Source organism: Vitreimonas sp. (assembly GCF_035627415.1).
GTDB lineage: Bacteria > Pseudomonadota > Alphaproteobacteria > Caulobacterales > Aquidulcibacteraceae > Vitreimonas.
Window position 1 is genome coordinate 93558 of the sequence record NZ_DASPLU010000006.1, and the last position, 26364, is coordinate 119921.

Consider the following 26364-nt stretch of genomic DNA (forward strand, 5'->3'; position numbering starts at 1 on the left):
GTAAAATCTTTCAGCCGCGCGCGTCATCGCGGGCGACTCTATCAGCTCGGAACGATGCGACGGCGAAGAAGGGCGGCGAGCGAGAGGCTCAAAGCCGAACGTCGATGGTGGCGTTCCAGAAGGGACCGCGTTCCAGGCAATTTGCGCAGCCAGGAACGGTCGCTGAGTGCGGATATCAGGGTAGAAGGTTACAAAGTCAATAACGCCAAAGGGCATAGCTGCCCGTCGGCCGAAGCCCGAATACGGCAAAACCACGTCACGCCGCTTCGGCGACGAAGCCTTTCCAGGTGCGCATGTACTGCACGAAGGCCGTCCCCAGGCCCTCCTCGCGCAAGTACGCCTCGCTCACCGGAGTCGCGATCGCGGCGAAGTTCGGATCCATCGCAACGCGCGTGGGGAAATCGTGGTGCAGGATGGCGGCGCGGCCGATCACCGAAAAATCGAAGCCCATCGCCAGCACATCGCGCGCATCCTGGGCGCGCATGATCTTGCCCGCAGCGCCGAGGCGGACCTGACCGCGCTCCAACTCGGCGAAGTACGAGGCCAACGTGCGGCCCTGATACGCTTCGTCGTTCGGCTCCTTGCGCAAATCCCAGAGCGACATGTCGAGAAAGTCGATCTTCCCTTCGCGCATCAGCCGCTGCGCCACATGGCGAATTTCCATCAGATCGATGCCCCAGCGTTCCGGCGAGAGGCGTACGCCCAGCGAGAAACCCGGCTTGGTCGCCGCGCGCACGCCATCGATAATCTCGAACAGGAAACGCGCCCGGTTTTCCGGCGAGCCGCCATACGTGTCCTCACGCCGGTTCAGCTCCGGCGACAGAAAGGAGCAGATCAGATAACCATGCGCGCCGTGCAGCTCGGCGCCGTCGAAGCCCGCCCGCTCAGCCCGCGCCGCCGCCTCGATGAAGCAATCGCGCGAGGCGTGCACTTCATCGATCGTCATGCCCTCCGCTTTGAGCTTTTCATCCGCCGACGGCGCCTTCGGGTTCTTCAGCGCGCGAAGGCCGCCATGATGCAGCTGCGCGATCGCAAGAGAGCCGTGTCGCTTGATACCTGCCGCCAGTCTGGAGAGGCCTGGCAAATGCCTCTCGTCATGAAACCCAAGCTGGCCGGGAAAGCCGACGCCGCTTTCCTGCACTGACGCCGCGCAGGTCATCGTCAGGGCAAAGCCGCCTTCGGCGCGCATTGTCAACCAGCGATACTCGTCTTCGCTGAGCACCCCATCCGGATGCGACTGCAAATTCGTCAGTGGCGCGAGAACGAACCTGTTCTTCAGCACGGCGCCGGAGGAGAACGTCAGCGGATCGGAGAGCGAGGTCATCGGCCAAAGATAAGGGGGCGCGCGAAAAGCGCACCCCCTAACTCAGTTCAATCGCTAAACCGTGGGTTAAGCCGCCTGCTTCGCTTTCGCGCCGAACCGCTCGTAGAAGCTCTCGTTCTTGGCGGCCATGTCGCGCAGCAGCTTGTTCGGGCGGAAGCGATCGCCGTAGGCGTCAGCCAGGCGATCGGCTTCTTCCACGAACTTCTTCGTGCCCCAGAAGAGGTCGATGTAGCTGATGCAGCCGCCGCTGTAGGGCGCAAAGCCCCAGGCGAGGATCGAGCCGACGTCCGCGTCGCGCGGATCGGTGATGACGCCTTCCTCGAAGCAGCGCGCCACTTCGATGCACTGGCGGAAGAGGAAGCGCTTGGTGAGCTCCTGCTTCAGCGCCGGCGGGCATTCCTTCACCTTCACTTCGATGCGTTCGGAAATGCCTGGCCAGATGCGCGTCGGTTTGCCGTCGTCGCCGTATTCATAATAGCCCTTGCCGCCCTTACGGCCGACGCGGCCTTTGTCCTCGACGATCCATGAGAGCAGGTTCGCGCGCGGGTCCTTCTTGTAATCCTGCTGCGTCAGTTCGGCGTTGGTCTTGCCGATTTTCAGCGCTGTATCGAGGCCCACGGAGTCGGACACTTCCAGCGGCCCCATCGGCATGCCGCACTGGCGGCCGACATTCTCGATGATTGCCGGCGCAATGCCTTCCATCAGCATCTCGACGCCTTCGGCCGGATAAGTACCGAAGCAGCGCGAGGTGTAGAAGCCGCGGAAATCGTTCACCGTGATCGGTGTCTTCCTGATCTTGATGACGTAATCGATCGCTTTGGCTTGGGTTTCGGCGCTCGTCTCCTTGCCCATGATCAGCTCGACCAGGCCCATGCGCTCGACCGGCGAGAAGAAGTGGATGCCGATGAAGTTCTTCGGACGAACCGACGCTTCGGCGAGACCGGTGATTGGCAGTGTCGATGTGTTGGTGCCGAACACCGCGGTGTCGCCGAGGAAGGCTTCTGCTTTTTTGGTCACTTCGGCCTTCAGCGCCGGGCTCTCGAACACCGCTTCGACCACGAGATCGCTGCCCTTGATCAGCGAATAATCGGTCGAGGGCGTGATGCGGGCGAGGATCTCATCGCCCTTCTCTTTCGTGATCTTGCCGCGCGAGACGTCTTTATCGACGATGCGCTGCGAGTAGGCTTTGCCCTTCTCGGCGCTCTCTTGGCTTACGTCCAATAGCACCGTTTCGATGCCGGCCTTGGCTTGCACATAGGCGATGCCCGCGCCCATCAGTCCCGCGCCGAGGACGGCGACCTTCTTGATCTCGTAAGTCGGATAGCCTTCGGGGCGATTTCCGCCTTTGCCGAGCGCCTGCATGTTCACGAACAGCGAACGCACCATGCCCTTGGCTTGCGGCGTCGCCGCCGTCTTCAAGAAGTATCGAGACTCGATCCGCAACGCCGCGTCGATCGGCACTTGCACGCCTTCGTAGATGCACGAGAGGATGTTGCGCTGGGCCGGATAGTTGAGGTTGGTCTGCTTGGAGACCATAGCGTTGCCGCCGACGCTCGCCATCGCGCCGCCGGGCGTGAACGGACCGTCCTTCACCTTGTAGCCCTTCACGTCCCATGGCGCGACGTGGTTCGGCTTGCCTTTCAACCACGTCTTGCACGCTTCGACCGTTTGGCCAGCGGGCGCGACTTCATTGATGAAGCCAAGCCCCTTGGCTTCTTGCGGTGATTTGTCAGCGCCTTGCAGGATCATCATCGCCGCGTTCTGCACTCCGATGAGGCGCGGCAGACGCTGCGTGCCGCCAGCGCCCGGCAGCAGACCCACCTTCGCTTCCGGCAGGCCGAGCTTGATCTTCGGGTTGTCCGCCGCGACGCGGTAATGGCCCGCCAGCGCGAATTCCAAGCCGCCGCCGAGCGCCAAGCCTTCGAGCGCGAACGCCACCGGCTTTCCGCAGGTTTCAAGATCGCGATAGACGCGGTTCAGACCGAAGCCGCGCTCAAAATTCGCCTTCAGCTTTTCGTCTTCGCTCTTCGGCTCGCCGCCCCCACCGACGCCGCGCTCGTTCATCTCGCCGAGATCGGCGCCGGCGCAGAAGCCGCTCGCCTTGCCCGAGGTGAAGACGACGCCCTTGATCGCGTCGTCGCTCTTGATGCGGCCGACGATCTCGTAAATGTCTTTGATCACGCTTGCGGTGATCGTGTTCATGGAGCGGCCCGGCACGTCGAACGTGATGAGCGCGATGCCGTCGCTGTCGACGTCGATCTTGAAGTTTTCCATCCTACCCATCCTTCCCGGTCTTATCCGACCCGTCGTTGCTGTTCTTCTTCGCCGTAGCGACGCCGAGCGCAGTCCCGAGGCCGACGCCGAGGGCGACGCCGGCCGCAAGACCTAACGCGAGGTTGCCCGTCGAGAGCCCGATCGCAACGCCGATGGCGATGCCGAACCCAATGCCGGCTGCGAATACCCCGCCGTTCATTCAGTTCACCCGTTCAATCACTGTCGCGGTGCCCATCCCTGCGCCGACGCAGAGCGTGATCAGCGCGCGCTCTTTGTTCGAGCGCTCCAGTTCATCGACCACGGTGCCGAGGATCATCGCGCCGGTTGCGCCCAGCGGGTGGCCCATGGCGATGGCGCCGCCATTGACGTTGACCTTCTCCATATCGAGATCGAGCGCCTGCACCCAGCGCAGCACCACCGCCGCGAAAGCTTCGTTGAGCTCCCACAGATCAATGTCCTTCTGCGTCATGCCGAGTTTGGTGAGCAGCTTCTTGGTCACGAACTCGGGACCCGTCAGCATGATCGCCGGCTCCGATCCGATCGAAGCGCCACCCAGGATGCGCGCGCGGGGCTTCAGGCCCAGTGCATCGCCCATCTCCTTCGTCCCGATTAGCACCGCCGCCGCGCCGTCGACGATGCCGGATGAATTGCCGGCATGGTGGACGTGATTGACCTTCTCCACTTCCGGATAGCGCTGCTGAATGACGCCGTCGAAGCCCGGCATCACTTCGCCTTGCATCTTGAAGCTGGCTTCGAGCGCGCCGAGCGATTGCAGCGTGGTGTCCGGCCGCATGTGCTCGTCGTGATCGAGCAAGGTAGCGCCCAGCTGATCCTTGACAGGCACGATCGACTTCTTGAACCGGCCTTCCTTCCACGCCTTCGCCGCGCGTTGCTGACTTTGCACCGCGTACGCATCGACGTCCGTACGCGAGAAGCCGTACTTGGTGGCGATCAAGTCGGCGCCGACGCCTTGCGGCGTGAAATAGGTCTTCATCGCGATCGAGGGATCGGTCGCCCAGGAGCCGCCGTTCGAGCCCATCGGCACGCGGCTCATGCTCTCGACGCCGCCGCCGATCGCCATCTCCGCTTCGCCCGACTTCACCTTCGCCGCAGCGATGTTCACGGCTTCGAGCCCCGAGGCGCAGAAGCGGTCGACCTGCACGCCGGCGACGCTCTCGGCGTAATCCGCATTCAGCACCGCGATGCGGGCGATGTCCGAGCCCTGCTCGCCCACCGGCGAGACGCAGCCGAGATAGACGTCGTCGACCTTCGACGTGTCCAGATTGTTGCGGTCACGCACCGCCTGCAGGGCCTGCGTAGCCAGCGACAGCGCCGTCACCTCGTGCAGCGCGCCCGTGTTCTTGCCTTTGCCGCGCGGCGTACGCACCGCGTCATAGATATAGGCTTCAGCCATCGTCTTCACTCCAACCAGCGGCATCGGCCGCTTCGCACCCTGTTGGGACCGGAGTCGTCCCCGGCGCGAACCGCGCCTACTCCGCTGACCGCTGCCGCCGGGCCGGCGACAGCGCGGTAAATTTAGTGCGCCTCCCCGCCGGCGATATCGACATCACCTTTGAACGAGTTGGCGATGAAACAGGCGTCGTGCGCCTTGTGATGCAATTCGCGCAATTGCTCAGGCGTCGGCGCCGTTTCGCCGGCCCATGCGATCACCGGATTGAGTTGGATGCGCGTCATCTGCATGCGCCCGTCGGCGCCTTTCGCCAGTTCGCCTTCGGCCTTATCGATGTAGGAATCGATCACGAACCCGGCTTTGCGTGCGAAATCTAGGAAGAACAGCATGTGGCAGGACGACAGCGCCGCCACGAACAATTCTTCCGGATCGGCGGCGTCTTCGCGGGAAAGCGGCGGACGCACCACATGCGGGGACGACGAGCCGGGAATCGAGAACCCGGCGTCGAACGCGATGTCATGCCCGCGTGAATACTTGCCGTCGCTGAACGGCTGCTCGCCGCGCGTCCAGGTGAGCGTTGCGGTGTAGGCGCCCATCAGAACGCCTCCGCCGCTAGCGCCATCACGGGATCGGCCCCGCTCTTCAGCTTCGCCAAATGCGCGCCAGCGTCAGGCAGCGTCCGAGCCAGGAAATAACGCGCCGTCGCCAGCTTCGTGTCGAAGTAGGGATCAGACGCGCCGCCGTTCTTCTTCGCCGCCAACGCCGCCTTGGCCTGCAGCGCCCACATGTAGGTCAGCGCCGTGATGCCGAAGAGGTTGAGATAGTCATGGCTCGCCGCACCGGCATTGTCGAAATTGGTCATGCCGTTCTGCATCAGCCACATCGTGCCGTCCTGCAGCTGGCCCTTCACGCCGGCGAGCGCCGTCGTGAACTCCTTCAGTTCCGCGTCGTCTTCGTGATTATGCACGAAATCGTCGATCTCGTTGAAGAATGAGAAGATCGCGCGACCGCCATTAGCGCCCAGCTTGCGGCCGACGAGGTCGAGCGCCTGGATGCCGTTCGCGCCTTCGTAGATCATGGTGATGCGCGCATCGCGCACGAACTGGCTCATGCCATGTTCTTCGATGTAGCCGTGACCGCCGTAGATTTGCTGGCAATTGGTGGCGTTGGCGTAGCCCTTGTCGGTCAGATAGCTTTTGATCACGGGTGTCATCAGGCCCATGTAATCACCGGCTTTCTCGCGCACCTCCTCGTCCGGCGAGGCGTGCAGCAGATCGCCATGGATCGCCGTCCAGAACGCAAACGCGCGCGCGCCTTCGTTGAATGCCTTGGCGTCCATCAACATGCGGCGGATGTCCGGGTGCACGATAATTGGATCGGCCGGGCCGTTCGGATTCTTTGCGCCGGTGATCGAGCGGCCCTGCAGCCGATCCTTCGCGTAGGCGACGCCGTTCTGATACGCGACTTCCGACTGAGACAGCCCCTGCAGGCCGACGCCCAAACGCGCCACGTTCATCATCACGAACATGGCCATGAGGCCCTTGTTCTCCTGGCCGATCAGGTATCCGGTCGCGTCGTCGTAGTTCAGCACGCACGTCGAATTGCCGTGAATGCCCATCTTCTCTTCGATCTTGCCGCAGACGACGCCGTTGCGCTGACCGGGATTGCCATCCTTGTCGAGGATGAACTTCGGCACAATGAAGAGCGAGATGCCCTTCGTGCCCTGTGGCGCGCCTTCAATGCGCGCCAGCACGAGATGGATGATGTTCGATGCGAGATCGTGTTCGCCGGCGGAGATGAAAATCTTCTGGCCGGTGATGCGATAGGAGCCATCGGCTTGCGGGATCGCCTTGGTGCGCAGCATGCCGAGATCGGTGCCGCAATGCGGCTCCGTCAGATTCATCGTGCCGGTCCACTCGCCGCTGACCAGTTTCGGCAAATAGGTTTGCTTTTGCTCATCGCTGCCGTGCTGATGGATTGCCTCATAGGCGCCGTGCGAAAGGCCCGGATACATGCCGAACGCCATATTCGCGCTCGCGACCATCTCGTTCCAGGCAAGCCCGACGACGTGCGGCAGACCCTGTCCGCCATAAGCGGGATCGCTCGAAAGCGAGGGCCAACCCGCTTCGACGAATTTCTGATACGCTTCCTTGAACCCAGGCGGCGTCGTCACCGAGCCATCGTCGTGACGCACACAGCCGTGCTCGTCGCCGACCTTGTTCAGCGGCGCCAAAACGCCCTCACAAAACTTCGCGCCCTCCTCGAGCACCTGATCGATCAGATCCATCGGCGCCTCGGCGAAGCCCGGCAGATTGGAATAGCGCTCGATGTCGAGCACGTCCTTCAACAGGAAGCGATATTCACGAAGCGGGGCGGTGTACGTCGGCATCGGCTGCTCCGAACGAGGCAATAGGCAGATCGGCAATGGGCAATAGCGGCAGCGGCGGCCCTATTGCCTACTGCCTATTGCCTACTGCCTTTAGTGCACTTCTTCGAGCCGCTTCTTGGCTTCGGCTTCGAACGCGCGCGCCGCGCCCATCGCCGCCGGCGCCGCGGGCTTGGCCAGGAACTTCTCGAGCTTGGCGATCGAATCCGTCAGCGTCTCGATCGCGGCGTCGATGTCTTCGCGCTGGGCTTCGAGCGCGACAATGCGCGCTTTGTATTTCTTCAGCGCCGTCTGCGCCTGGGCGCGCTGATCGACTTTGTACAAGTCGAGGATCTCCTTGATCTCGATCAGCGAAAGACCAACGCGTTTGCCGCGCAGGATGAGCTGAAGGCGCGCGCGATCGCGATGCGAGTAGACCCGGTTCATGCCGTCGCGGCGCGGGGTCAGAAGCCCCTTGTCCTCATAGAAGCGGAGCGCGCGCGGGGTGACGTCGAACTCACGGGCCAGTTGTGAGATCGTGTAGGTGCGCTCGGTTTTGGTCATCGGAAGTCCCTCGGGTTCGCCCAGCAGACCCGACGGTAGCTTCCGTTTACGGAAGCGTCAATTCAAGTTGACGGCGGCGTCATTAATCCGAGTTCACGGCAAGCTTGCCTTTAAGTGCCGAACCGGCGTCGGGCAGCCGTTCAGCCCATAGTAATGTCGAACTCAGCCGCCAGGCGCGTCATCATCGCCTACACACCCTGGTCGCCGCCAAGCGTCATCGCATGCCATAAACTTAAGGAGGGCCGATCCGGACTGCCTGCGCCCCAGGGGGCAGCTGAGGCACCACCGTTCGAGGACCATGATGCCGTCACACCCCTCGGCGGAGGCCATGCCGCACCGTCATGCACATGGCTCCCCTCAGCACCACGGGCAGTTTCGTTTACGATCTGGTCTTGGCGATCCGCTCGCCGCGGCTTTGCGGGTCTTCCTCCGGCAGCTGCGGAAGCATCAGTCGGTACGCCAGGTTGGACAGGGAGGTTGAGGCGCGCCATCGCCCGCGCAACGGCAAGGTCCGCTTCCGCGCGCATCATCTCCAGCACGCTGGTCGGTGACGACATGGTCGGCGCCGCAATGCGTGACGCCGAATATTTCGCAAGCGAGATCACACTGCCTCGCCTCGACCAGCATGCGCGGCGCGCTCGGAAAGCGCGAAAACGCCGCGCGATTGGCGTCCATCGAGGCTTCCAAACCCGCGCCGCCTGCGGTGTAGGCCCACGCTTGCGGCGCCATCTTCTTCTGCGCCGCCGCTTCGAGCGCAGTGAAGTGCGTCGGGATCTCGGGCGTTACGCCGCCCAGTCCGCGCACGTAGATGGAGCCCTGGATTCGGACTCGAAATCGCGGGGCGTGTCCGACATGGCTAATCCACGTTTACGACTTTACCGGCCATTAACACGCCAACCCCTTTGATCGACACTGCAAAGTCGTGAGCGATTCTCGAATCTTCCACGGCGATTGGGGTTAGGGCGTGAGCCGCGGACGCGCGGCGACATGCGGCGAGGGCAAAATGAGCGGCGCGCAAAGCTGGAGCGTAAAGGGCATCGACCCGAAAGTGCGAGAGGCTGCGCGCGAAGCCGCCGCTCGACAGGGCATGAGCCTCGGCGAATATCTGAACCAAGCGCTCGCCGGCCACGGCCAGGCGCCGCCGCAGGCGCCGCAGGCGGGGCCACAGCCGCCGCGCCCGCGGCCGCGCTATTCGAGCCTACCCGCCACCATCGATCACGACGACGAAGATTGGGCTGTCGGCGGACCGCGCCTCAGCGATCCGTCCCGCCTCGCGCAACGTCTTGAGTCGATCGAGCGCCGCACCCAACTCGCTGTCACCGGTCTCGACCGCGCCGTGTCCACCATCGACCGCTCGGTCATGGGCCTCGCCGCCCGCATCGACGACGCCGAAGCTGTCTCCAACGAGGCGGCTGAGCGCGTCAGCGAGGCGCTCGAACAATTCCGCATCGCCGGCGAGACGCTGAGCGGGAAGTTGGAGCGCGCCGAATACGAAGCGGTCGAAGCGAAAAAAGCTTTCGATGGCGCGACCGGCGGCATCGAAAGCGTGAAACACCGCCTCGAACAGCAAGTGACCGTCGCCGAGGAAGTCGCCCGCCGCGCCGAAGCCGCCGCGAGCTACCTCACCGGTGAGATGGAAAACCGCGACGCGGCTGTCGCGCAGACGCTCGTGGAAGCGCGCAGCGTCGCCGAGGAGGCCGCGCGTCAGGCCGCGCAAGCATCGGCCGACGCCGTCGCCGAACTGCGCCGGTTGCAGCAGGAGCTCACCGAACGCGTCGAGGAGAGCGAAACCTCCACCCGCCGCGCCATCGAAACCGCCGTCGCCGAGGTCAGCGCCGACAGTCGCGGCACGCGCGAAGCGCTGCTGGAAGAGGTCGTCCGCCTCGAAGGCGAGATCGCGCGCCGCGTCGGCAGCGTCGATGAGCTGAGGAGCGAGCACGCCGCGCTCATCGCGCGGATTGAGCGGGCCGAGGCCGGCGCGCGCGAAAGCACCGCGGGCCTGCGTCAAGCCGCCGGGGCCGCGATCGCCGATCTGCGCAATTCGCAGCTCACACTTGCCGCGCGCGTCAAGCAGGTTGAGGACATCGCCGGTCAAAGCGGCGCGGTCGACCTGTCCGATCTGCGCCACGCCCAAGCCGATATTGCCGAACGCCTCTCGACGCTCGAAAGCAAAACCGAAACGAACCCGGTCGCGGACGCGCTCGCCGCGTTTGAGCGCCGCCTCGCGTCGGTCGAGACCGCCGGCGCGAGCACGCAAAAGCTCGACGAAGTCGACGGTGCGGTAAAGACGCTCGATCAGGCGCTGCAGCGCCTGGCCGACCGCATCGCCGAGACCGAAAACACCGCCAACACGGCGATCCGCACGCTCGAAGAAACCGTCTCGTCGCTCGGCGCCAAGGTCGAGCAAGGCGGCGGCGCCGCACAGGAGACCGAGGCGCTGCGCGCCCTGCTGGAGCACCGCCTCGATTCGATGGCGCAATCCGTCGGACAGATGGTCGGCGAAGCGCGCAACGAACTCGCGGGCCAACTGCAAGCGGCGCTCGAAGGCGTCGCCGGCGAAGGTCTTGAAGGCGCACTGGCGGACGTGAACCGCCGCCTCGCCGCCGCTGAGCGTCGCCAAGCGCAAACGATCGAAGCCATCTCGCTTGAGATCAAGCGCATGAGCGAAGGCGTCGATCAGCGCCTACGCGCTGTCGAGGCCCGCAACGATGACGCAGCCGCGTCGGCGGTTCGCGAAGAGCTTTCGCGCATGGCGCAAACACTCGAGCAGCGCTTCGACGACATCGAGCGCCGAGAAGCCGCCGCCTTCGACCGGATGGGCCTCGAGGTCGGCCGCCTCTCCGAGCGCCTCGAAGAGCGCGTCGGCGCGGTCGAGACCCGCAGCGCCCAAGCGATCGAACATGTGGGCGAACAAGTCGCGCGCATGGCCGAGCGCTTCAACCAGCGCCACGAACTGCTGTCGCGCGAGCTCTCCGAGCGGATGCTCGACAGCGAGGAGCGCTCCGGCGCGCGTGTCGCCGAAGCGATCGGCTCGATCATGCAGCGCCTCCGGGAGGTGGAAGAGCACTCGCAGGAAGCGATCGCGCCAGTGCAGAAGGCGGTTTCCTCGGTCGCCTCGAAACTCGAACAGTTCGAGAGCGCCAAGGACGACAATCCCCCGCTCGCGAGCATTCCGACGCCCGCGCGCCGTATCGAGGACTTCCCGAACTTCGGCGACGATCTCTCCGATCCCGAGCCCCAGCCGTACGTCGCCCCCTTGGACGCCGCGCAGCCGGTGCGCGCAGCGCCCTTGCCGCCGCTCGCGACAGCGACACCGACCGCCGCGCCGGTGCTGCGGCAGACCGAGGCCGACAACGACATCTATTTCGCCGAAGACGTCGACGATCTCTTGACCGACGATCTCGGCGAAGACCCGTTCACCTCCGACACGCTGGACGCGCTGCAGGCCGAAGCGCCGATCGAAGCCAGGCCCATCGTCTCCCCTGACGACGATTTGCTGATTGACGAACCGGAGCTGGAAGCCGCCGACGCCGTCGCTGCGCCGCCGCCGGCAGACGACGATCCGTTCTGGTCGCCGGATGATCTCGATCTGTCGGCGCCGTCCGACACGCCGACGGTCACCCAACCGGCTTTTGAAGACGACGCGTTCGAGCCGCTCATGAGCGAGCACGCCGGCGCCGAGCCCGATCCGCTGCCGCCGTTGCCGGAATCGCCTGCGTTCGAGCCGCCGACGCTCGACCTCACCGATCCGCCGGCGCCGGAGACGCCGCCAGGCAAGAACGACTATCTCGCCCAAGCACGCAAAGCCGCGCAGGCGCAATCGCTGCCGAAGACGCGCGAGAAGGAGCAAGCGGCGACGCCGAAGCTCAGCTTGCGCGGATCGAGCCGCGTCGTGCTGTGGGGCGCGACAGGCATCGTCGCCGCCCTGCTTGTCGGCGGCGCGCTCTACATTCGCGGCGGCGACACCGGCGCCGATACCCAAGCTGAACCGGAAGCGCCGCCGCCTGCGCCGGCAATGCAGGCTGCGCCGCCGGCTTCGGAAGCTGTCGATCCGAACGCCCCGTTCGAAGCGCCCGCGGACGACCCGTTCGCACAAGCGCCTAGTAACGCCGAAACCGCAACCGGCGCCAACGACACGCCGATCGCCGCCGCGACGCCGCAAGCGCAGCCAACCGTCGCCGGTCCGCTGCCGCCGCGCAACGTCTCGCTCGAACAAGCCGCACAAGCGGGCGACCTCACCGCGCAGTACGAACTTTCGCTGCAGCGCATCGCGGCCGGGCGCACGCAGGAAGGCGTCACCATGCTGCGCCGCGCTGCCGACCGCGGCTTTCCGATGGCGCAATATCGCCTCGCCAAGCTCTACGAGCGCGGCGAAGGCGTGCAGGCGGATCTCGCCGTGGCGCGGCAGTGGACCGAACGCGCCGCCGCCGCAGGAAATCGTCGCGCGATGCACGATCTCGGCGTCTACTTCGCCCGCGGCGAAGGCGCGCCGCTCGACGAAGCGGCGGCGTTCCGCTGGTTCAGGCAAGCGGCCGAACTGGGCGTCGCCGACAGCCAGTACAACCTGGGCGTCCTCTACCAGCAGGGCCGGGGCGTGAACGCGAGCCCGTCGGAAGCCTTGTTCTGGTTCTTGGTCGCCGCACGCCAAGGGGATCAGGACGCTGGCGCACGCGCCACCGCGCTGGAATCGCAGCTGCCGCAGATTCAGGTGCAGCAAGCCCGAGCCCGCGCACAAGCATTCCGCCCGCGCGCCGCCAGCGCCGTCGCCAACGGTGAATTCGGGCAACGCGCCTGGGCGCGCGCCGGAACGTAAGCGCCAGAGATCAATGTGACATCGTGAGCGGCCCGTGCCGCTTACGATGTCACTTGCTCATTGCGATCCAAGCGTCTTCGTCGATCACTTTGACGCCCAACTTCTCCGCCTCGGCGAGTTTCGAGCCGGCGCCCGGCCCGGCGACGACGAGATCGGTCTTCTTCGACACGCTGCCGGAAACCTTGGCGCCGAGCGCCACCGCGCGCGCTTTGGCTTCATCGCGCGTCATCTTCTCCAGCGTGCCGGTGAACACGATCGTGAGACCGGCAACCTTGCTCGAAGTCGCCGCCTTGGGCTCAGCCTTCGGCGTCACCTGTTTCAACAGGCGCTCGAGCGCGGCGCGATTGTGTTTCTCGGCGAAGAAGTCGACGAGATGGCCCGCCGCCACCGGACCCACGCCGTCGACGCGCGCAAGATCGAGATAATCCTCGCCAGGAATTTGCCTAGCGGCCTTCCTTACGGCCGCGAACGCGTCGCTGAGCGAACCGTAATGGGCTTTCAGCGACTCCCAGGCCTTGGCGCTGACCCCTTTGATCTTCGGCGGTTCCGCATCTTCGAACAGATCGCCCCCGCCGGCCTTCAGCGTCGGCGCGGCGGCGACGAGATTGTTGCGCGCACCCTCGCCCAGTCCTTCGATAAGCTCGAGCGCTTCGTATTCCTCGCCCGGCCGCGCCGCGACGGCGGCGTCCACCGCATCGCGGAACGCCGCCCAGGTCTCGAACCTGCGCGCCAACACGCCAGCCGTCGTCTCGCCGATATCACGGATGCCGAGCGCGTAAATGAAGCGCGACAGCTCCACTTCGCGGCGCGCTTCGATCGAGGCGAACAGATTGGCGAGGCTCTTATCGCCATAGCCCTCGCGCTCGAGGATCGCCGTCTTGTGCTTCGATAGTGTGAAGATGTCCGCCGGCTCTTTAATGAAGCCCGCTTCGAAGAACTCCTCGATCTGCTTCGCGCCGAGCCCCTCGATGTCCAGCGCCCGCCTCGACACGAAGTGTCGGAGATGTTCGATGCGCTGGTAAGGGCAAGCAAACTCGCCGGTGCAGCGCCGTACCGAGCTTTCTTCGGCCGAGACCGGCGTCTTCAGCGGGCACGGGCAGACATCGGGAAAATCGTAGCGCTTGGCGGTGCGCGCGCGTTTTGACTCGATGACGTCGACGATCTGCGGAATCACATCGCCCGCACGCTGAATGATCACCGTATCGCCGATGCGCAGATCCTTGCCGCCGCGGATCGGCCCGCCATCGGCGCCGACGCCGGCGATGTAGTCTGGATTGTGCAGCGTCACGTTGGTGACCGTGACGCCGCCGACGAACACCGGCTTCAAGCGCCCAACTGGCGTCATCGCCCCGGTGCGGCCGACCTGAATGTCGATGGCTTCGAGCGTCGTTTCCGCCTGCTCGGCCGCGAACTTGTGCGCGATGGCCCAGCGCGGACTGCGCGAGACGAAGCCAAGCCGTTGCTGCAGCGCGAGTTCATCGACCTTGTAAACGACGCCGTCGATCTCGTAGGCGAGCTTCTGTCGGCCGGCGAGGATGTGCTCATAGAACGACAGCAACTCCTCGGCGTCCTTGGCGCGCTTGATGGAGGCGAGCGGGAAACCGAAATCGCCCAGGCGCCGCATCGCGTCGTATTGCGTCGCCGCGAAGGGCTCGGATAGCTCGCCCCAGCCATGCACGAAAAAGCGCAGCGGCCGCGACGCCGTGATCTTCGGATCGAGCTGGCGCAGCGCGCCGGCGGCGCTGTTGCGTGGATTGACGTAGGTCTGTTTGCCTTCGGCTTCGAGCTTTGCGTTCATCTTCGCGAACGCGGTTTTCTCCATGTAAACCTCGCCACGTACTTCGAGCACGGCGGGCGCCCCTTTGATCGTCTGCGGGATGTCGCCGATAGTGCGCAGGTTGGCGGTGACGTCCTCGCCCTCGCGCCCGTCGCCGCGCGTCGCGCCCTGCACGAAGCGGCCGTTTTCGTAGCGCAGCGATGCCGACAGGCCATCGATCTTGGGCTCGGCCGTAAGCACAGGCGGTTTGCCCAGATTGAGGAAGCGCTGCACGCGCTGCACGAACGCGCGCGCGTCGTCGGCGTCGAACGCATTGTCTAGCGACAGCATCGCCACGCTGTGGCGGACCTTGCCGAACTTCTCTGTCGGGGCTGCGCCCACCCGCATCGAGGGACTGTCGTCGCGGACGAGTTCGGGAAAGCGCGCCTCGATGGCCGAATTGCGCACGCGCAGCTTGTCGTACTCGGCGTCGGAAATCGCCGGCGCGTCTTTCAGGTAGTAGAGGTTGTCGTGCCGCGCGATTTCGGCCGCGAGCCGCTCCAACTCGGCGGCCGCCTCCTTCTCCGTCAGCTTCTCGACTGCCTTGTCCGCCATCGGCGGCATCTTAGGCGGGAGTCCGCGGGGCGGATCAAGGCCCTAAGCGCCCCCAAGCTCGTTATCAGAACACCGCGCCGAAGGTGCGTCCGAACCAGCCGCGGCGTTCGGCCTCCTCTTCCGCAACTGGGGCGACGCCGGAATCGGTCATCAGCGTGTAGGAGCGCTGATACCATTCGTTGCCCGGGAAGTTGTGGCCGGAGATCGCGGCCATGCGTTGCGCCTCCTCGGTCATGCCGACCGAGAGATAAGCTTCGACGAGCCGGTGCAGCGCTTCCGGCGTGTGCGAGGTGCGCTGATAATTCTCGTTCTCGACCACATTGCGGAAGCGGTTGATGGCGGCGAGGTGCATGTCGCGCTCGAGATAGAAGCGGCCGACCGCCATCTCCTTGCCGGCGAGTTGGTCATAGACCATGTCGATTTTCAGCCGCGCGTCGCGCGCGTAGGAGCTCTCCGGATAGCGGCGCACGACATCGTTCAGCGCCTGCAGCGCCCGCTCGGTCGTCGCTTGGTCGCGGCCGACATCGAGGATGCGCTCGAAGTGGCAAATGGCGACCAGGTAATAAGCGTACGGCGCGCTTTCGTTGCCGGGGTGGAGCGCTATGAAGCGCTGCGCGTCCTCGATCGCCTCATCGTACTGGTTGTTCTGATAGTGCGCGTACGCTTCCATCAGCATCGCGCGGCGCGCCCAAGACGAATACGGGTGCTGGCGCTCGACTTCCTCGAAATTGCGCAGTGCGCGCGGATAGCGGCCCTGATCCAAGGCGTCTGTGCCGCGATTGTAGATGCGCTCGACCGGCTCATCGACATACTGCTGCTGCTCCGCCTGCTCGCGGTTCAGCGAAGCGCATGCCCCAAGGCCGGCGGCCAACAGGGCGGCGCCCAGCATGCGGGCGGCGTGCAACTGTCGAGAGTTCATTTACCTGGCCTCTTCTTGCTCAGGAAGGACGCGCAGCGAAACGCTGCCCTGGCCTGATACAGGATGAAAGCCGCGCCGCAAAGCGCCTGCGGCTGTGGGACGAACAGCTGTTTCAGCCCGCAGCTGCGATCAGCGCCGGCGCATGCTCGCGAACCGTTTCGGCCTCGGAGTCGTACTCCCAACGCCATGCTTCCGGCGTATCCAGCAGAGCCCGCACCAGCAGCGCGTTGAGCGCATGGCCCGGCTGGTCAGCCACAAAGCGGCCACAAATCGGCGCACCGGCCATAGCCAGATCGCCCACCGCGTCGAGCATCTTGTGACGGACAAATTCGTCGTCGAAGCGAAGTCCTTCGGGGTTCACGACGCGGCCAGAATCCACCACCAGCGTGTTCGCCATCGAGGCGCCGAGGCCAAGCCCCGCCGCGCGCATTGCTTCGGCGTCGGCCAGGAAGCCGAACGTGCGCGCGTCGGCGATATCGTGCAGGAAGCTTTCCGGCGTGAGATGGACGCGGCGGCGCTGCACGCCGATAGCGGCGTCGGCGAAGCGAATCGTCACATCCATATCGAGGCCTTCGAAGCCTTCCGATGGCGTCAAGGCCGCGCTTTTCGCGCCCATACGGACTTCGATCGGCTCGAGAATTCGGATGAACCGTTGCGGTGCGTGCTGTTGCTTGATTCCGGCGTTCAGCAGCACCTGCACGAACTGGGCGGACGAGCCGTCCAGGATCGGCAGTTCCGGGCCGTCCACTTCCACAATCAGATTGTCGATGCCGAGGCCAGCGCAGGCCGACATCAGGTGCTCAACCGTCGCCAGCTCCACGCCCGAGGTGTTACGGATGGTGGTGCAGCTGCGGGTATCGTGGACGCTATCGGCATGGGCACGAATGACATTATCCACACCGCGCACGTCGGAGCGGACGAACACGATCCCGGCGTCCGCCGGCGCCGGCGTCAGCGCGAGGCGCACGTGCGTGCCGGAATGGACGCCCACACCCGCACACATAGCGGGACCAGCTATGGTCTGCTGCTTACGCAACGAAGTCACCTTTTTGTCCCCCCGCAGGGCTCTGGGCCCCCCGACCCGACGTTTGATGTAAGGCGCCGGTTCCGGTCCCAACAACACACGTTGCGTTACGGTTTGTGACTGTTAAGCGAATAGGCGGAAGTCTCTGAAAATGGTCACAAATCCGCCTCCTCCGAGCGCCCCCGACGCGGCCGCCCTGTTAGCGGCGGCAAGGGCCGGCGGCGCGCATGCGGCGGTGGCTGCGCGGCGTGCGGCCTGGCTGGCGGAGCGCGACGACCCAGCCCTGGCGCGCGAGGCGCTCACGGTCGCCATCCGGCTCGAGCCGATGGACCCGGCGCCGCGCCTGGCGCTCGCGCGCCTGGCGGCGGAACAAGGCGACCTTGGCACCGCCAGGGCCGAGGCCCGCGGGGTCATGGACGAAGCCGTGGACCAAGCCGCCCGCGCCCGCGCCGCCTTCATCGTCGCGGAGATCGCAAGGGTTGAAGGCGATTTGGTCGCCGCGCGCGAATGTTACACGGCTGTGCTGCGGATCGAGGATGAGATCCTTCGCGCAAACCGGGCCGACGCCACGGCCGCTCGTTGGTACGCCCGAGCCCGCGGCCGTCTGGCGGAGCTCGACGCTAGCGAAGGCCAGCGCGAGCGCGCCCGGGTGGGCGCCGAGGGCGCGCTGGCGATGCTGCGGGCGACGGCGGCAGCCATTGGCGAGCCCCCGGTGCTCGCCGCCGACATCGCCGACGCTGAGCTCCGCCTCGGAGCGCTTGAACTGGACGAGCGCCAAGCGGCATCGGCGCGGCGCCGATTCGCCGAGGCGATCGGGCGCTACGAAGCGCTAGCCGTCACCGAGCCGGACGAACCGCACTGGCGGGCGGTCTTGTCGGACGCGTGGGCGCTCGCCGCAGAAGCCGATTACGCGCGCGGCGCGCACGACCGCGCTCGCGAGGCCATGGACAAAGCGCTGCAGGCGCGGCTGCGGCTCGCGGCGAAGAACCCGCGCGAAGCATGGGCGCTAGCGGGCACATGGCGCATCCGCGGCGCGTTGCGGGCGGCGTTGGGCGATCATCAGGCAGCTGCGGAGTCCCTCTGTCAGGCGCGACTGCTTGCGGAGCAATTGGCCGCGCCCCCCTGCCCCGAAGCGGCCGCCCGCTTCTTCATCCACACGCTGCTCGACCAGGCCGACCACGCGCTGCGCACGGGTGAGACCAATCTCGCCCGTGAAGCGGCGGACACGGCCCGCATGCACGCGGAAACAGTCGCGCGTATTCCACTGTCGGCGCCCATTTGGCTCACCGATATCGCCGCCGCCTGGGACCGTCTCGGCGAGGTGGCGCGCGGACTGCGGGCCTTGAACCAGGCGCAAGGGGCGTTCGCGCGCGCGGTGGAGTTCAGGCGGATGGCGCTCGATCGTGAGCCGGACAATGCGCGCTCCGCCCGCGGACTGGCGGCGGCGCTGGTGAAGCACGGGGAGGCCGCTCTCGAAGCCGGCGCTTTAGCGGGCGCGCGCGCAGCGTTCCAGGAAAGCGCTACAATGCGGCTCACGATGTATGACGCCGCGCCGGAGGATCCGAGGGCGGCGCAAGCGCTCGCTGTCGCGCTGGAACGACTCGGCCTAGTCGCGCTGGCGCAAGGCGACAAGGCGACAGCGTGCGCGGCTTGGGAAGACGAACTCATCCTCGCCGATCGCATCTTCAGCGACGAGCATGACATCGAGGCGCTGCGCTTTCGTGCGATCGTCGAGACGCATCTGTTCGGCGTGGCTGATCCGCTTAGCGCTGAAGCCCACCGCAAATCAGCTCTTGCGCGCTTTGACGAACTCGCGAAGGCGGGCGCCATGACGGAGCGCGAAGCCGAGCTGAGAAAACGGCTGTGGCGCGGATGAACGCGCTTCGCGCAACGGCTCGTGCGCTCTCGCTTGCGAGTCATCCCGCTCTAGTGATGCCGCTCGTCGCACTCGCAGCCATAAGCGCCAGCGCAGACGCCGCCGAGCGCACGAAGCTGCTCTCGGTCGCCGTGACGGCTGCAGTTGCGGCGAGTGTGGTCGTGTTTGGCATGATGCAGGTCCGCGCCGGACGGTGGCGGGACAGCGACGCATCGGCGCCGAGTGAGCGTGTGGAGCTGAATCTCTTCCTCGCCGCATTACTCGCCGGGACGGCCGCGCTGTCGTATATGAACGGCGAGCCGATCAGACTTGTCGCAGGTTTCGCGCTTGCCGGCGCGATCGTGCTTGCCGCCCTGGCCTTGCGCCACCTCCTCAAGCTCTCGCTTCACGTGGCGTTCGCCGCATTCGGCGCAGGCGTGCTCTGGCCAGCGATGCCGATCGCCGCCGTTCTGCTGTCTCTGTTCGCCGCCGCTGTGGCTTGGTCGCGACTTGAACTGAAGCGGCACACACTGAACGAAGTCGTGGTCGGCGCCGTCGCAGGCGCGGCCGCGGCCTCGCTTCTCTTGCTGGTTCCTAGCGCGGGTTGATCTGGCGGCGGAGGAAGGCCGGGATTTCCAGCTCTTCGTCAAGCGCGGGGTCACGCACCACGTCTTCGTGGGCACGCCGGGGCGGCGCCGGCTCAAGCGCGGGCTCCACCGCCGCCGGTTCGTCCAGATTGAACTCGCGGTACGAGGTCGGCGCCTCCTCGCGCGGCTCGGGCTTTTTCCAACCGAACAGGCTGAAACCGCCGCCACCGCCGCCGCTGCGGCGCGGCTCGGGTTCTATGTCGTTGGCGAAGCTCGGCCGCGTGTCTTCGTACGTTTCGCGCACTGGCTCGGGCGCCGGCGTCGGCTCAGCGCGCGGCGTGACCACCGGTCGACGCACAGGCGCCTCGCTGGCGCGGCGCGCGGGCTCGACCACCGTCTGCTGCGTGACGATCGCCTCGTCATCGATGCCGGTCGCCACCACCGAGACGCGGATCGACCCTTCCAGGTTCTCGTCGAACGTTGAGCCCAGGATGATGTTCGCGTTCGGATCGACTTCGGCGCGGATCTCGTTGGCGGCCTGATCGACCTCGTACAGCGTCATGTCGAAGCCGCCGGTGATATTGATCAGCACGCCCTTCGCGCCGCGCATCGAGACGATGTCCAGCAGCGGATTGGCCATGGCGCCATGCGCCGCTTGTAGCGCCCGGTTCGGGCCCTGCGCTTCTCCGGTGCCCATCATCGCCGTGCCCATCTCGGCCATCACCGTGCGCACGTCGGCGAAGTCCAAGTTGATCAGGCCCGGCATCACCATGAGGTCGGTGACGCCGCGCACGCCCGAGTACAGCACTTGGTCCGCCAGCTGGAATGCTTCGGCGAACGTCGTGCGCTCGTTGGCGACGCGGAAGAGGTTCTGGTTCGGGATGACGATCAGCGTGTCGACGTGCTTGCGCAGCTCCTGCACGCCCTGCTCGGCGAGCTGCATGCGGCGCTGGCCTTCGAAGTGGAACGGCTTGGTCACCACCGCGATCGTCAGAATGCCGCGCTCGCGCGCGGTGCGCGCGATCACCGGCGCCGCGCCGGTGCCGGTGCCGCCACCCATGCCGGCGGCGACGAACACCATGTGCGCGCCGTCGAGGAATTCGATGATCTCGGGCTGGCTTTCCTGCGCGGCCGCCTGCCCTACTTCAGGACGGGCGCCGGCGCCGAGGCCTTCGGTGATGGAATGGCCCAATTGTAGCCTGTTCGGCGTACGCGCGCGCGTCAGCGCCTGCGCGTCCGTGTTCGCGACCACGAACTCGACGCCCTGAAGCTTGGCGTCGATCATGTTGTTGACGGCGTTGCCGCCGGCGCCGCCGACGCCGAACACCACGATGCGCGGTCTCAATTCCTGCATTTTCGCGCTCTTACCCGCTCCAAGACGATCGATCTCACGATTCGCCCACTCGTACTGCACCGTCCGCGACGGTGCTTGAGCCTTTGTTAAGCCATCGAAACATTACACGGCGCTTTTGCGGCGCTGCGGCGTCCAAACCCGGCTGGCAAAGGAAATGTAGGCGCTTCCAGCCCCCGCAGAAGAGCTCAGGTGCGCTGTTCTGGATTGGCCGGCAGGAGCGAAGCATCCTCGTAGTATTCCGGTCCGACATTGTTGTCGTCCGGATGACCGACGCCGTCAGCCGGCACTTCCGCCCAGCCCTCGTCGTGAAGGCCGCTACGGTCCGCCCCACGGAGGCGGTCCGTAGCGGCCGGCACTTCGTCACGCCCGTTCGGCGTGTCCATCTCAACCTTACGCGTACTCACGACGGGCAAACGGCCCGCCGCCCGCGCGTGTTCCAAGGATCAGAAGTTCTCGCGCAGCCAAGCCCAGGCGCCACGCGCGGTATTGCGCATCGCCGCCGCGAGCTGAGTCAACGACGGCTGGAAACTGTCTTCCACATCCTCAAGCGAGGGAGTGTCGAAGCGGTGGCGCAGCATGCCGGCGGCAACAGCGTATGCCGGGCCGGCGTCGCCGTGATCGAAGCCGCAGAGTTCGAAGGGGCGGCCGATACGCACCGGCATCGCCAGCGACTCGATCGCCAGCTCGCGGACGCCGGGAATGAGCGAGCCGCCGCCGACCAGCACCACGCGCTGGGGGCCATCTTCATGATCGAAACCGGCGCGGCGCAGCTGATCGCGCACTTGCAAGAACATCTCCTGCAGCCTGGGGCTCATGGTGTCGGCAATGACGCCGCGCAGCGTCGTCGACGCCTCGAGGCGGCCGTCTTCGCCCAGCTTCGGCGCCTGCACCGCCTCTCGCGGATCGCAGGCGGCGCCGACAGCGCCGAAATGCAGCTTCACCCGCTCGGCGGCGGCAAACGTCGTCTGCAGCCTGGCGGCGAGATCGCGCGTCAGCCGCACGCCGCCGATGGAGATCGTCTCGGCGTGCACGAGCGTGTCCTGCATGATGATCGAAACGCCGGTCGATCCCGCGCCCAGATCGATGACGAGCACGCCTTCTTCGCGTTCCTCCGGCGTCAGCACCGCGAGCGCCGCGGCCTTCGGCGCGGCGATAATGTCTTCCACCTCTGCGCCGGCCTGCTGAATGCAGGCGCGCAGCGCGTTCAGCGCCTCGGTCGGGGCAGTGACGGCGCAGGCCTCCACCGCCAGCATCTTGCCGCTGTGGCCGTGCGGATCGGCAATCGGCTCGCCATCGTCGATCGAATAGCTCAGCGGCTCGACGTGCAGAAATGAACGCTGCGGCGTCGGCAGCGACTTCATCGCCGCGTTGATCGCATTCTCGACGTCGGCGCCGGTGATGGTCCCGCGCTTCACCCGCACCGCGGCGCGTACGATATCGGCGCGCATGCCCGGGCCGGCATAGGACGCGACAACGCGCTTGATCGGCGCGCCGGCCATGGCCGAGGCCTCTTCGATCGCAACCTGTATGGCGCGCGCGCAGGCGTCGAAGTCGGCGGCCTTGCCAGATGCGATCGCCGGCGCGGTCTGCAAGCCGACGCCAAGCACGCGCAGCGGCCGCTCCGGATGCATCTCCAGCACCGGATCACGCCGCGCGGCGAGGCAGATGGTCTTCGAGACGCCTACATCGAGCGCGGCCAGCAGCGGCGCCAGCGGGTTCGGCTCGGCTTGGCCCTCTTCGATGCGGTCGAGAAGCGCGGTCATCACACGCCTCCGAGCAGCGGATTGAGCCCGCCGGCGAGAGTGGGATGGACGCGGACGGCGAGCTGTCCCGGCGTGCGCAGGTCGAGCTGCCGCACCGGCCGGTCGAGCAAGGCGTAACGCGCGTGCAGCGACTCCAGCCGCGCCAGAGCCGCCGGCGCGCCCTCCTCCGGCAGTGCGACCATAGCGCCGGAGTTCAGTTCCAGATTCCAGCGCCGGTCGCCGACGCGCACAATTTGCACCAGCCGTGAGCGCACGTTGGGCAGGCTCTCCAGCGCCTGGAGCAGCGGCTCGGCCGCAGGTCCAGCGCCGCGGCCGACGATCAGGGGCAAATTCGGATGATCCGCCGCGCGTTCGGCGAGCAGACGTTCGCCATTGATGTCGATGACGGAAACGTGCCCGTCCTCTTCCCACAGCGCGTATTCCTGACGCCGCTCCACCGCGACCTCGAGCGTCGACGGCCACAGCCGGCGCACGCGCGCGGACGCGACCCAGTCGAGGCTCTCGACGCGCGCCTTCACCTCGTTCGGTTCGAGCGCGAGGATCGAGCGGCGGCCGTCCGGCACGATCAGCGCGCGCACTTCCTCACGGCGCGCATCGGTGATCGCCGGGCCGCCGGGGGTCGCGTCGACGTCGACAGACGCGATGTTGAAGCCAACGCCCGCGGCTGCAGAATCGGCCGAACGCGCGAACGCTTCGCGCGCGTCGAACAAGGATGAGCCGAGCCACGCGGCAGAGGCCACAGCGATACCGACGAACAGCACCGCGCCCGTCAACGCCACCAGCAGGCTCTTCGACGTAACTTGCACGTCGTCCGGCGTCAGACCGCCGGACAGCTTGATCCGCGCTAGACGCGGCATGTTGTCGTAAGACGACACAGCCGGCGTCTTGCGGCGCTTGCCGCGCGCGGGCTCAGCGGCGCGCCCGCCGGATCGGCGTGCTCTCACCGCGGCCATGACGCGTCCTCCAGAATCCAGGCGACCAGATCGTCGTAGGACATGCCGATATGGGCGGCCTGCTCCGGCACGAGCGAAGTCGGCGTCATGCCGGGCTGCGTATTGACTTCGAGCAGCGCGATGCGGTCGCGCTTGGGATCATAACGGAAGTCGGCGCGCGTCACGCCGCGGCAGCCGAGCGCGTGGTGCGCCGCTTCCGCCGCGCGCATGAGCTGATCGGCGACGCCTTGCGGAATGTTCGCCGGCACGACGTGGCGCGATCCGCCTTCGGCGTACTTGGCGTCGAAATCGTACCAATCGCCGTCGCTGGTGACGAAGATTTCCGTGACGGCTAGCGCGCCGCGCTCGTGCATCACGGCGACGGTCAGTTCTTTGCCGTCGATGAATTCCTCGACCAGCACCTCCTCGCCGAAGGTCCAGTCCGGATCGAGCAATTGTTCAGGCGGGCGATTGGCGCCTTCGCGGACGATGAAGATGCCGACCGACGAGCCTTGCGCGTTCGGCTTCACGACATACGGCGCCGGCATCGGGTGCGCCTTCGCGGCGTCAAGCCGATGCATCAGCTTGCCGTTGGCGAGCGGAAGCCCCGCCTGCGCGAACACGGCTTTGGACTTATCCTTGTCCATCGCCAGCGCCGAAGCGAGGCAGCCGGAATGGGTGTAGGGGAGCTTGAGATAATCGAGCACGCCTTGGGTGCGGCCGTCCTCGCCCCATTCGCCGTGCAGGGCGTTGAACACCTTGTCGGGACGAACGTCCTGAAGCTCGGCGATCCAGCCGTGGTGCTGCGGATCGATCTCGATCACTTCGTGACCGAGCCGACGCAGCGCGTCAGCACAGCCCTTGCCCGAGCTCAGGCTCACTGGCCGTTCGGGGCTCAAGCCCCCAAGAAGCACCGCCACCCGCGCCATTTGCGCCTCGCGTCCAACACCAAACCCCGCCGGACGCGTTCGCCGCGCCTCATTCCGGGAGTGTCATAATGAAACGCTCCAGGGTTAAGGCATGATGAGGGCAAAGGCTTTAGTTGCTGATTTTTATGGTAAATTTCACTTCAGACGTATTGTCGCCGCTTAACCATGCCCCGGCCAAATTCGCGGGACGTTTGGCCTTTGAAGCCGAACGAAAGTTACTTCGCTGTACTTCTGACACGCGCAGCACGCACAATGCTGTCGCGCGAGCAGCGCCAAGGGAACTGAATTGATGCGGCCACACTTCGTCCCCGCTTGCGCGGCCCTTGCTCCAGCGCACTGCGATCGCCGAAGGCTGCTCCCGGGACGATGAAGCGGCAGTGGCACAGCGCTCGAAGCGTGGCGCGCCGCCGCAGACGATGCGCTCAGCGCCAGCGAGCTTGCGCAATACGAAGCCAGTAGCGTCGCCGTACAGGATGACGCAGACGTCGCGACGATCGAGACCGATGCGGCACGCTGTGTCACTAGGGCGCCGCAAGACTGATCAATGAAACGGGGAGGGACTCTGATGCGTACGTTCGTAATCGCCGCCGCGGCGCTTTTCACCGCCGCCTGCCAACAACAACAGAGCACGACTGAAGGCGCGGTCGATATGGGGCCGATGCCAGTCGTCGCCGGCTTCTACGACTCCGGCGAGATCGCGCGCACCGACAAGGAGCAGCTCACCGTCTGGTTCAGCCACGAACTCGCCACGGCGATCGTCGCCAACGCGACCGGTCCGGACGCCGATCGGCTCGATTTCGACTTCCGCTCTTGGGCCAATGATCCCGAGATCGTCGACATCCGCTACGCCGTCGGCCAGCACGCGACGCAAAACCGCTCCGAGATCAATACCCGATTCACGCAAACCGGCCTGACTGGGGGCATGAACCTGACTTGGAATATGTGCCGTCTGCCCAACGGCGAATGGCGCATAGACGACATCGTCGCCGTCGATGTTCACGACGAACCGACGCCCGGCGCTGGCGAAGCCGTCACGCTGCGAGCGCTGCTCGGGCTCGAAGCGCCCAGCGAGAGCCCCTGCTCATGATTCCGCACTGCAAAAATGCAGACCAGTCCCGCGACCTAAGCATAAGTGCTGCATAGGTTTTTCCTATGCTGCGTTTGCTCACGATCAATTTGAACACCGCGTAGGCAGGGTTACATATGCGCCTCGAACCACCCAAAACACCGAGGAGCACCACATGCTGGGGATCGGCCAGAAGCTGCCGTCTTTCAAAGTCACGGGCGTGAAGCCCAAGTTCATGCAGCACGAAGAAAACGGCGTCTCGGCGTTTGAAGAGGTCACCGAGAAGAGCTTCGAGGGCAAGTGGAAGGTCATCTATTTCTATCCGAAGGACTTCACCTTCGTATGCCCGACCGAGATCGCCGAGTTCGCCAAGCTCAACAAGGAATTCGAAGAGCGCGACGCCGTCGTGCTCGGCGGCTCGACCGACAACGAATTCTGCAAGCTCGCCTGGCGGCGCGATCACAAGGATCTCGCCAACCTCGCGCATTGGCAGTTCGCTGACACCAACGGCTCGCTCGTCGACGGTCTTGGCGTGCGTTCGGCAGACGGCGTTGCGCTGCGCGCGACGTTCATCGTCGATCCGGACAACACGATCCAGCACGTCTACGTCACGAACCTCAATGTCGGCCGCAATCCGCAGGACACGCTGCGCGTTCTTGACGCGCTGCAGACCGATGAACTGTGCCCGTGCAATCGCCAAGTTGGCGGTGAGACGCTGAAGGCGGCTTAACGCACAGAACACTGCGCGCCACTCACCCTCCCCCCGAGAGCGCGCGGGAGAACCGGCGGGACGTTTGGGCTCAAGCGTCCCGC

At 65.7% G+C, this 26364-nt stretch carries 21 protein-coding genes; 5 read left to right on the forward strand and 16 right to left on the reverse strand.

Annotation, left to right across the window (positions count from 1 at the left end):
* Positions 1-256 precede the first annotated feature (256 nt).
* The 8 genes from VEA80_RS03590 to VEA80_RS03625 all read right to left on the reverse strand — a co-directional run bounded on the left by VEA80_RS03590 (position 257) and on the right by VEA80_RS03625 (position 8742).
* A complete protein-coding gene (locus tag VEA80_RS03590) occupies positions 257-1324 on the reverse strand; it encodes an NADH:flavin oxidoreductase (RefSeq protein WP_325059321.1) in 1068 nt (355 codons plus the stop codon).
* 66 nt (positions 1325-1390) lie between these two features.
* Entirely contained in the window at positions 1391-3598 is a 2208-nt protein-coding gene (locus VEA80_RS03595; protein WP_325059322.1) for a 3-hydroxyacyl-CoA dehydrogenase NAD-binding domain-containing protein, read from the reverse strand.
* 1 nt (position 3599) lies between these two features.
* Complete coding sequence (locus VEA80_RS03600; RefSeq protein WP_325059323.1) at positions 3600-3797, reverse strand: hypothetical protein; 198 nt, start codon at positions 3795-3797, stop codon at positions 3600-3602.
* Entirely contained in the window at positions 3798-5012 is a 1215-nt protein-coding gene (locus tag VEA80_RS03605) for an acetyl-CoA C-acetyltransferase (protein WP_325059324.1), read from the reverse strand. It abuts the gene before it with no gap.
* 122 nt (positions 5013-5134) lie between these two features.
* A complete protein-coding gene (locus tag VEA80_RS03610) occupies positions 5135-5605 on the reverse strand; it encodes an OsmC family protein (protein WP_325059325.1) in 471 nt (156 codons plus the stop codon).
* The gene (locus VEA80_RS03615) at positions 5605-7398 is read right to left on the reverse strand and encodes an acyl-CoA dehydrogenase C-terminal domain-containing protein (protein ID WP_325059326.1); all 1794 of its coding nucleotides are present in this window, start codon (positions 7396-7398) and stop codon (positions 5605-5607) included. Before VEA80_RS03615 ends, VEA80_RS03610 begins: the two co-directional genes overlap by 1 nt.
* Positions 7399-7488: 90 nt before the next feature.
* Positions 7489-7938 (reverse strand): MerR family DNA-binding transcriptional regulator, encoded by a 450-nt coding sequence (locus tag VEA80_RS03620; RefSeq protein ID WP_325059327.1) that lies wholly within the window; start codon positions 7936-7938, stop codon positions 7489-7491.
* Between the two features lie 447 nt (positions 7939-8385).
* Entirely contained in the window at positions 8386-8742 is a 357-nt protein-coding gene (locus tag VEA80_RS03625; RefSeq protein ID WP_325059328.1) for an alpha-hydroxy-acid oxidizing protein, read from the reverse strand.
* A gap of 199 nt (positions 8743-8941) precedes the next feature.
* On the opposite strand from VEA80_RS03625, the gene VEA80_RS03630 reads away from it, so the two are divergent.
* A complete protein-coding gene (locus VEA80_RS03630) occupies positions 8942-12751 on the forward strand; it encodes a hypothetical protein (protein WP_325059329.1) in 3810 nt (1269 codons plus the stop codon).
* A gap of 49 nt (positions 12752-12800) precedes the next feature.
* Here VEA80_RS03630 and ligA read toward each other — a convergent pair whose 3' ends face one another.
* The 3 genes from ligA to lpxC all read right to left on the reverse strand — a co-directional run bounded on the left by ligA (position 12801) and on the right by lpxC (position 17086).
* Positions 12801-15122, reverse strand: a complete 2322-nt coding sequence (ligA, locus tag VEA80_RS03635) for an NAD-dependent DNA ligase LigA (RefSeq protein ID WP_325059330.1) — start codon at positions 15120-15122, stop codon at positions 12801-12803.
* A gap of 64 nt (positions 15123-15186) precedes the next feature.
* Positions 15187-16041, reverse strand: coding sequence for an outer membrane protein assembly factor BamD (locus VEA80_RS03640; RefSeq protein ID WP_325059331.1), 855 nt, complete (start codon positions 16039-16041; stop codon positions 15187-15189).
* Positions 16042-16153: 112 nt separating this feature from the next.
* Positions 16154-17086, reverse strand: a complete 933-nt coding sequence (gene lpxC, locus VEA80_RS03645; protein ID WP_325059531.1) for a UDP-3-O-acyl-N-acetylglucosamine deacetylase — start codon at positions 17084-17086, stop codon at positions 16154-16156.
* A gap of 130 nt (positions 17087-17216) precedes the next feature.
* Here lpxC and VEA80_RS03650 point away from each other — a divergent pair, with 130 nt between their 5' ends.
* Together VEA80_RS03650 and VEA80_RS03655 are read left to right on the forward strand one after the other, a co-directional pair.
* Positions 17217-18941 (forward strand): hypothetical protein, encoded by a 1725-nt coding sequence (locus VEA80_RS03650; RefSeq protein WP_325059332.1) that lies wholly within the window; start codon positions 17217-17219, stop codon positions 18939-18941.
* Between the two features lie 56 nt (positions 18942-18997).
* Positions 18998-19528 carry a hypothetical protein gene (locus tag VEA80_RS03655; RefSeq protein ID WP_325059333.1) on the forward strand — a complete coding sequence of 177 codons (531 nt, stop codon included), beginning with the start codon at positions 18998-19000 and terminating at the stop codon, positions 19526-19528.
* Here VEA80_RS03655 and ftsZ read toward each other — a convergent pair.
* From ftsZ to VEA80_RS03680, 5 genes are all read right to left on the reverse strand, one after another.
* A complete protein-coding gene (ftsZ, locus tag VEA80_RS03660; protein ID WP_325059334.1) occupies positions 19515-20861 on the reverse strand; it encodes a cell division protein FtsZ in 1347 nt (448 codons plus the stop codon). The two genes, VEA80_RS03655 and ftsZ, sit on opposite strands and share 14 nt — an antisense overlap.
* A 185-nt stretch (positions 20862-21046) precedes the next feature.
* Complete coding sequence (locus VEA80_RS03665; RefSeq protein WP_325059335.1) at positions 21047-21244, reverse strand: hypothetical protein; 198 nt, start codon at positions 21242-21244, stop codon at positions 21047-21049.
* A gap of 60 nt (positions 21245-21304) precedes the next feature.
* Positions 21305-22624: a cell division protein FtsA gene (ftsA, locus tag VEA80_RS03670; RefSeq protein ID WP_325059336.1), complete on the reverse strand. Its 1320-nt coding sequence runs from the start codon at positions 22622-22624 to the stop codon at positions 21305-21307.
* Positions 22624-23577, reverse strand: a complete 954-nt coding sequence (locus tag VEA80_RS03675) for a cell division protein FtsQ/DivIB (RefSeq protein ID WP_325059337.1) — start codon at positions 23575-23577, stop codon at positions 22624-22626. Before VEA80_RS03675 ends, ftsA begins: the two co-directional genes overlap by 1 nt.
* Complete coding sequence (locus VEA80_RS03680) at positions 23565-24485, reverse strand: D-alanine--D-alanine ligase (RefSeq protein WP_325059338.1); 921 nt, start codon at positions 24483-24485, stop codon at positions 23565-23567. The genes VEA80_RS03675 and VEA80_RS03680 overlap by 13 nt, the downstream gene beginning before the upstream one ends.
* 565 nt (positions 24486-25050) lie before the next feature.
* Here VEA80_RS03680 and VEA80_RS03685 point away from each other — a divergent pair.
* Positions 25051-25572 carry a hypothetical protein gene (locus VEA80_RS03685; RefSeq protein ID WP_325059339.1) on the forward strand — a complete coding sequence of 174 codons (522 nt, stop codon included), beginning with the start codon at positions 25051-25053 and terminating at the stop codon, positions 25570-25572.
* Positions 25573-25726: 154 nt separating this feature from the next.
* Positions 25727-26281, forward strand: a complete 555-nt coding sequence (locus VEA80_RS03690) for a peroxiredoxin (protein WP_325059340.1) — start codon at positions 25727-25729, stop codon at positions 26279-26281.
* Positions 26282-26364 lie beyond the last annotated feature (83 nt).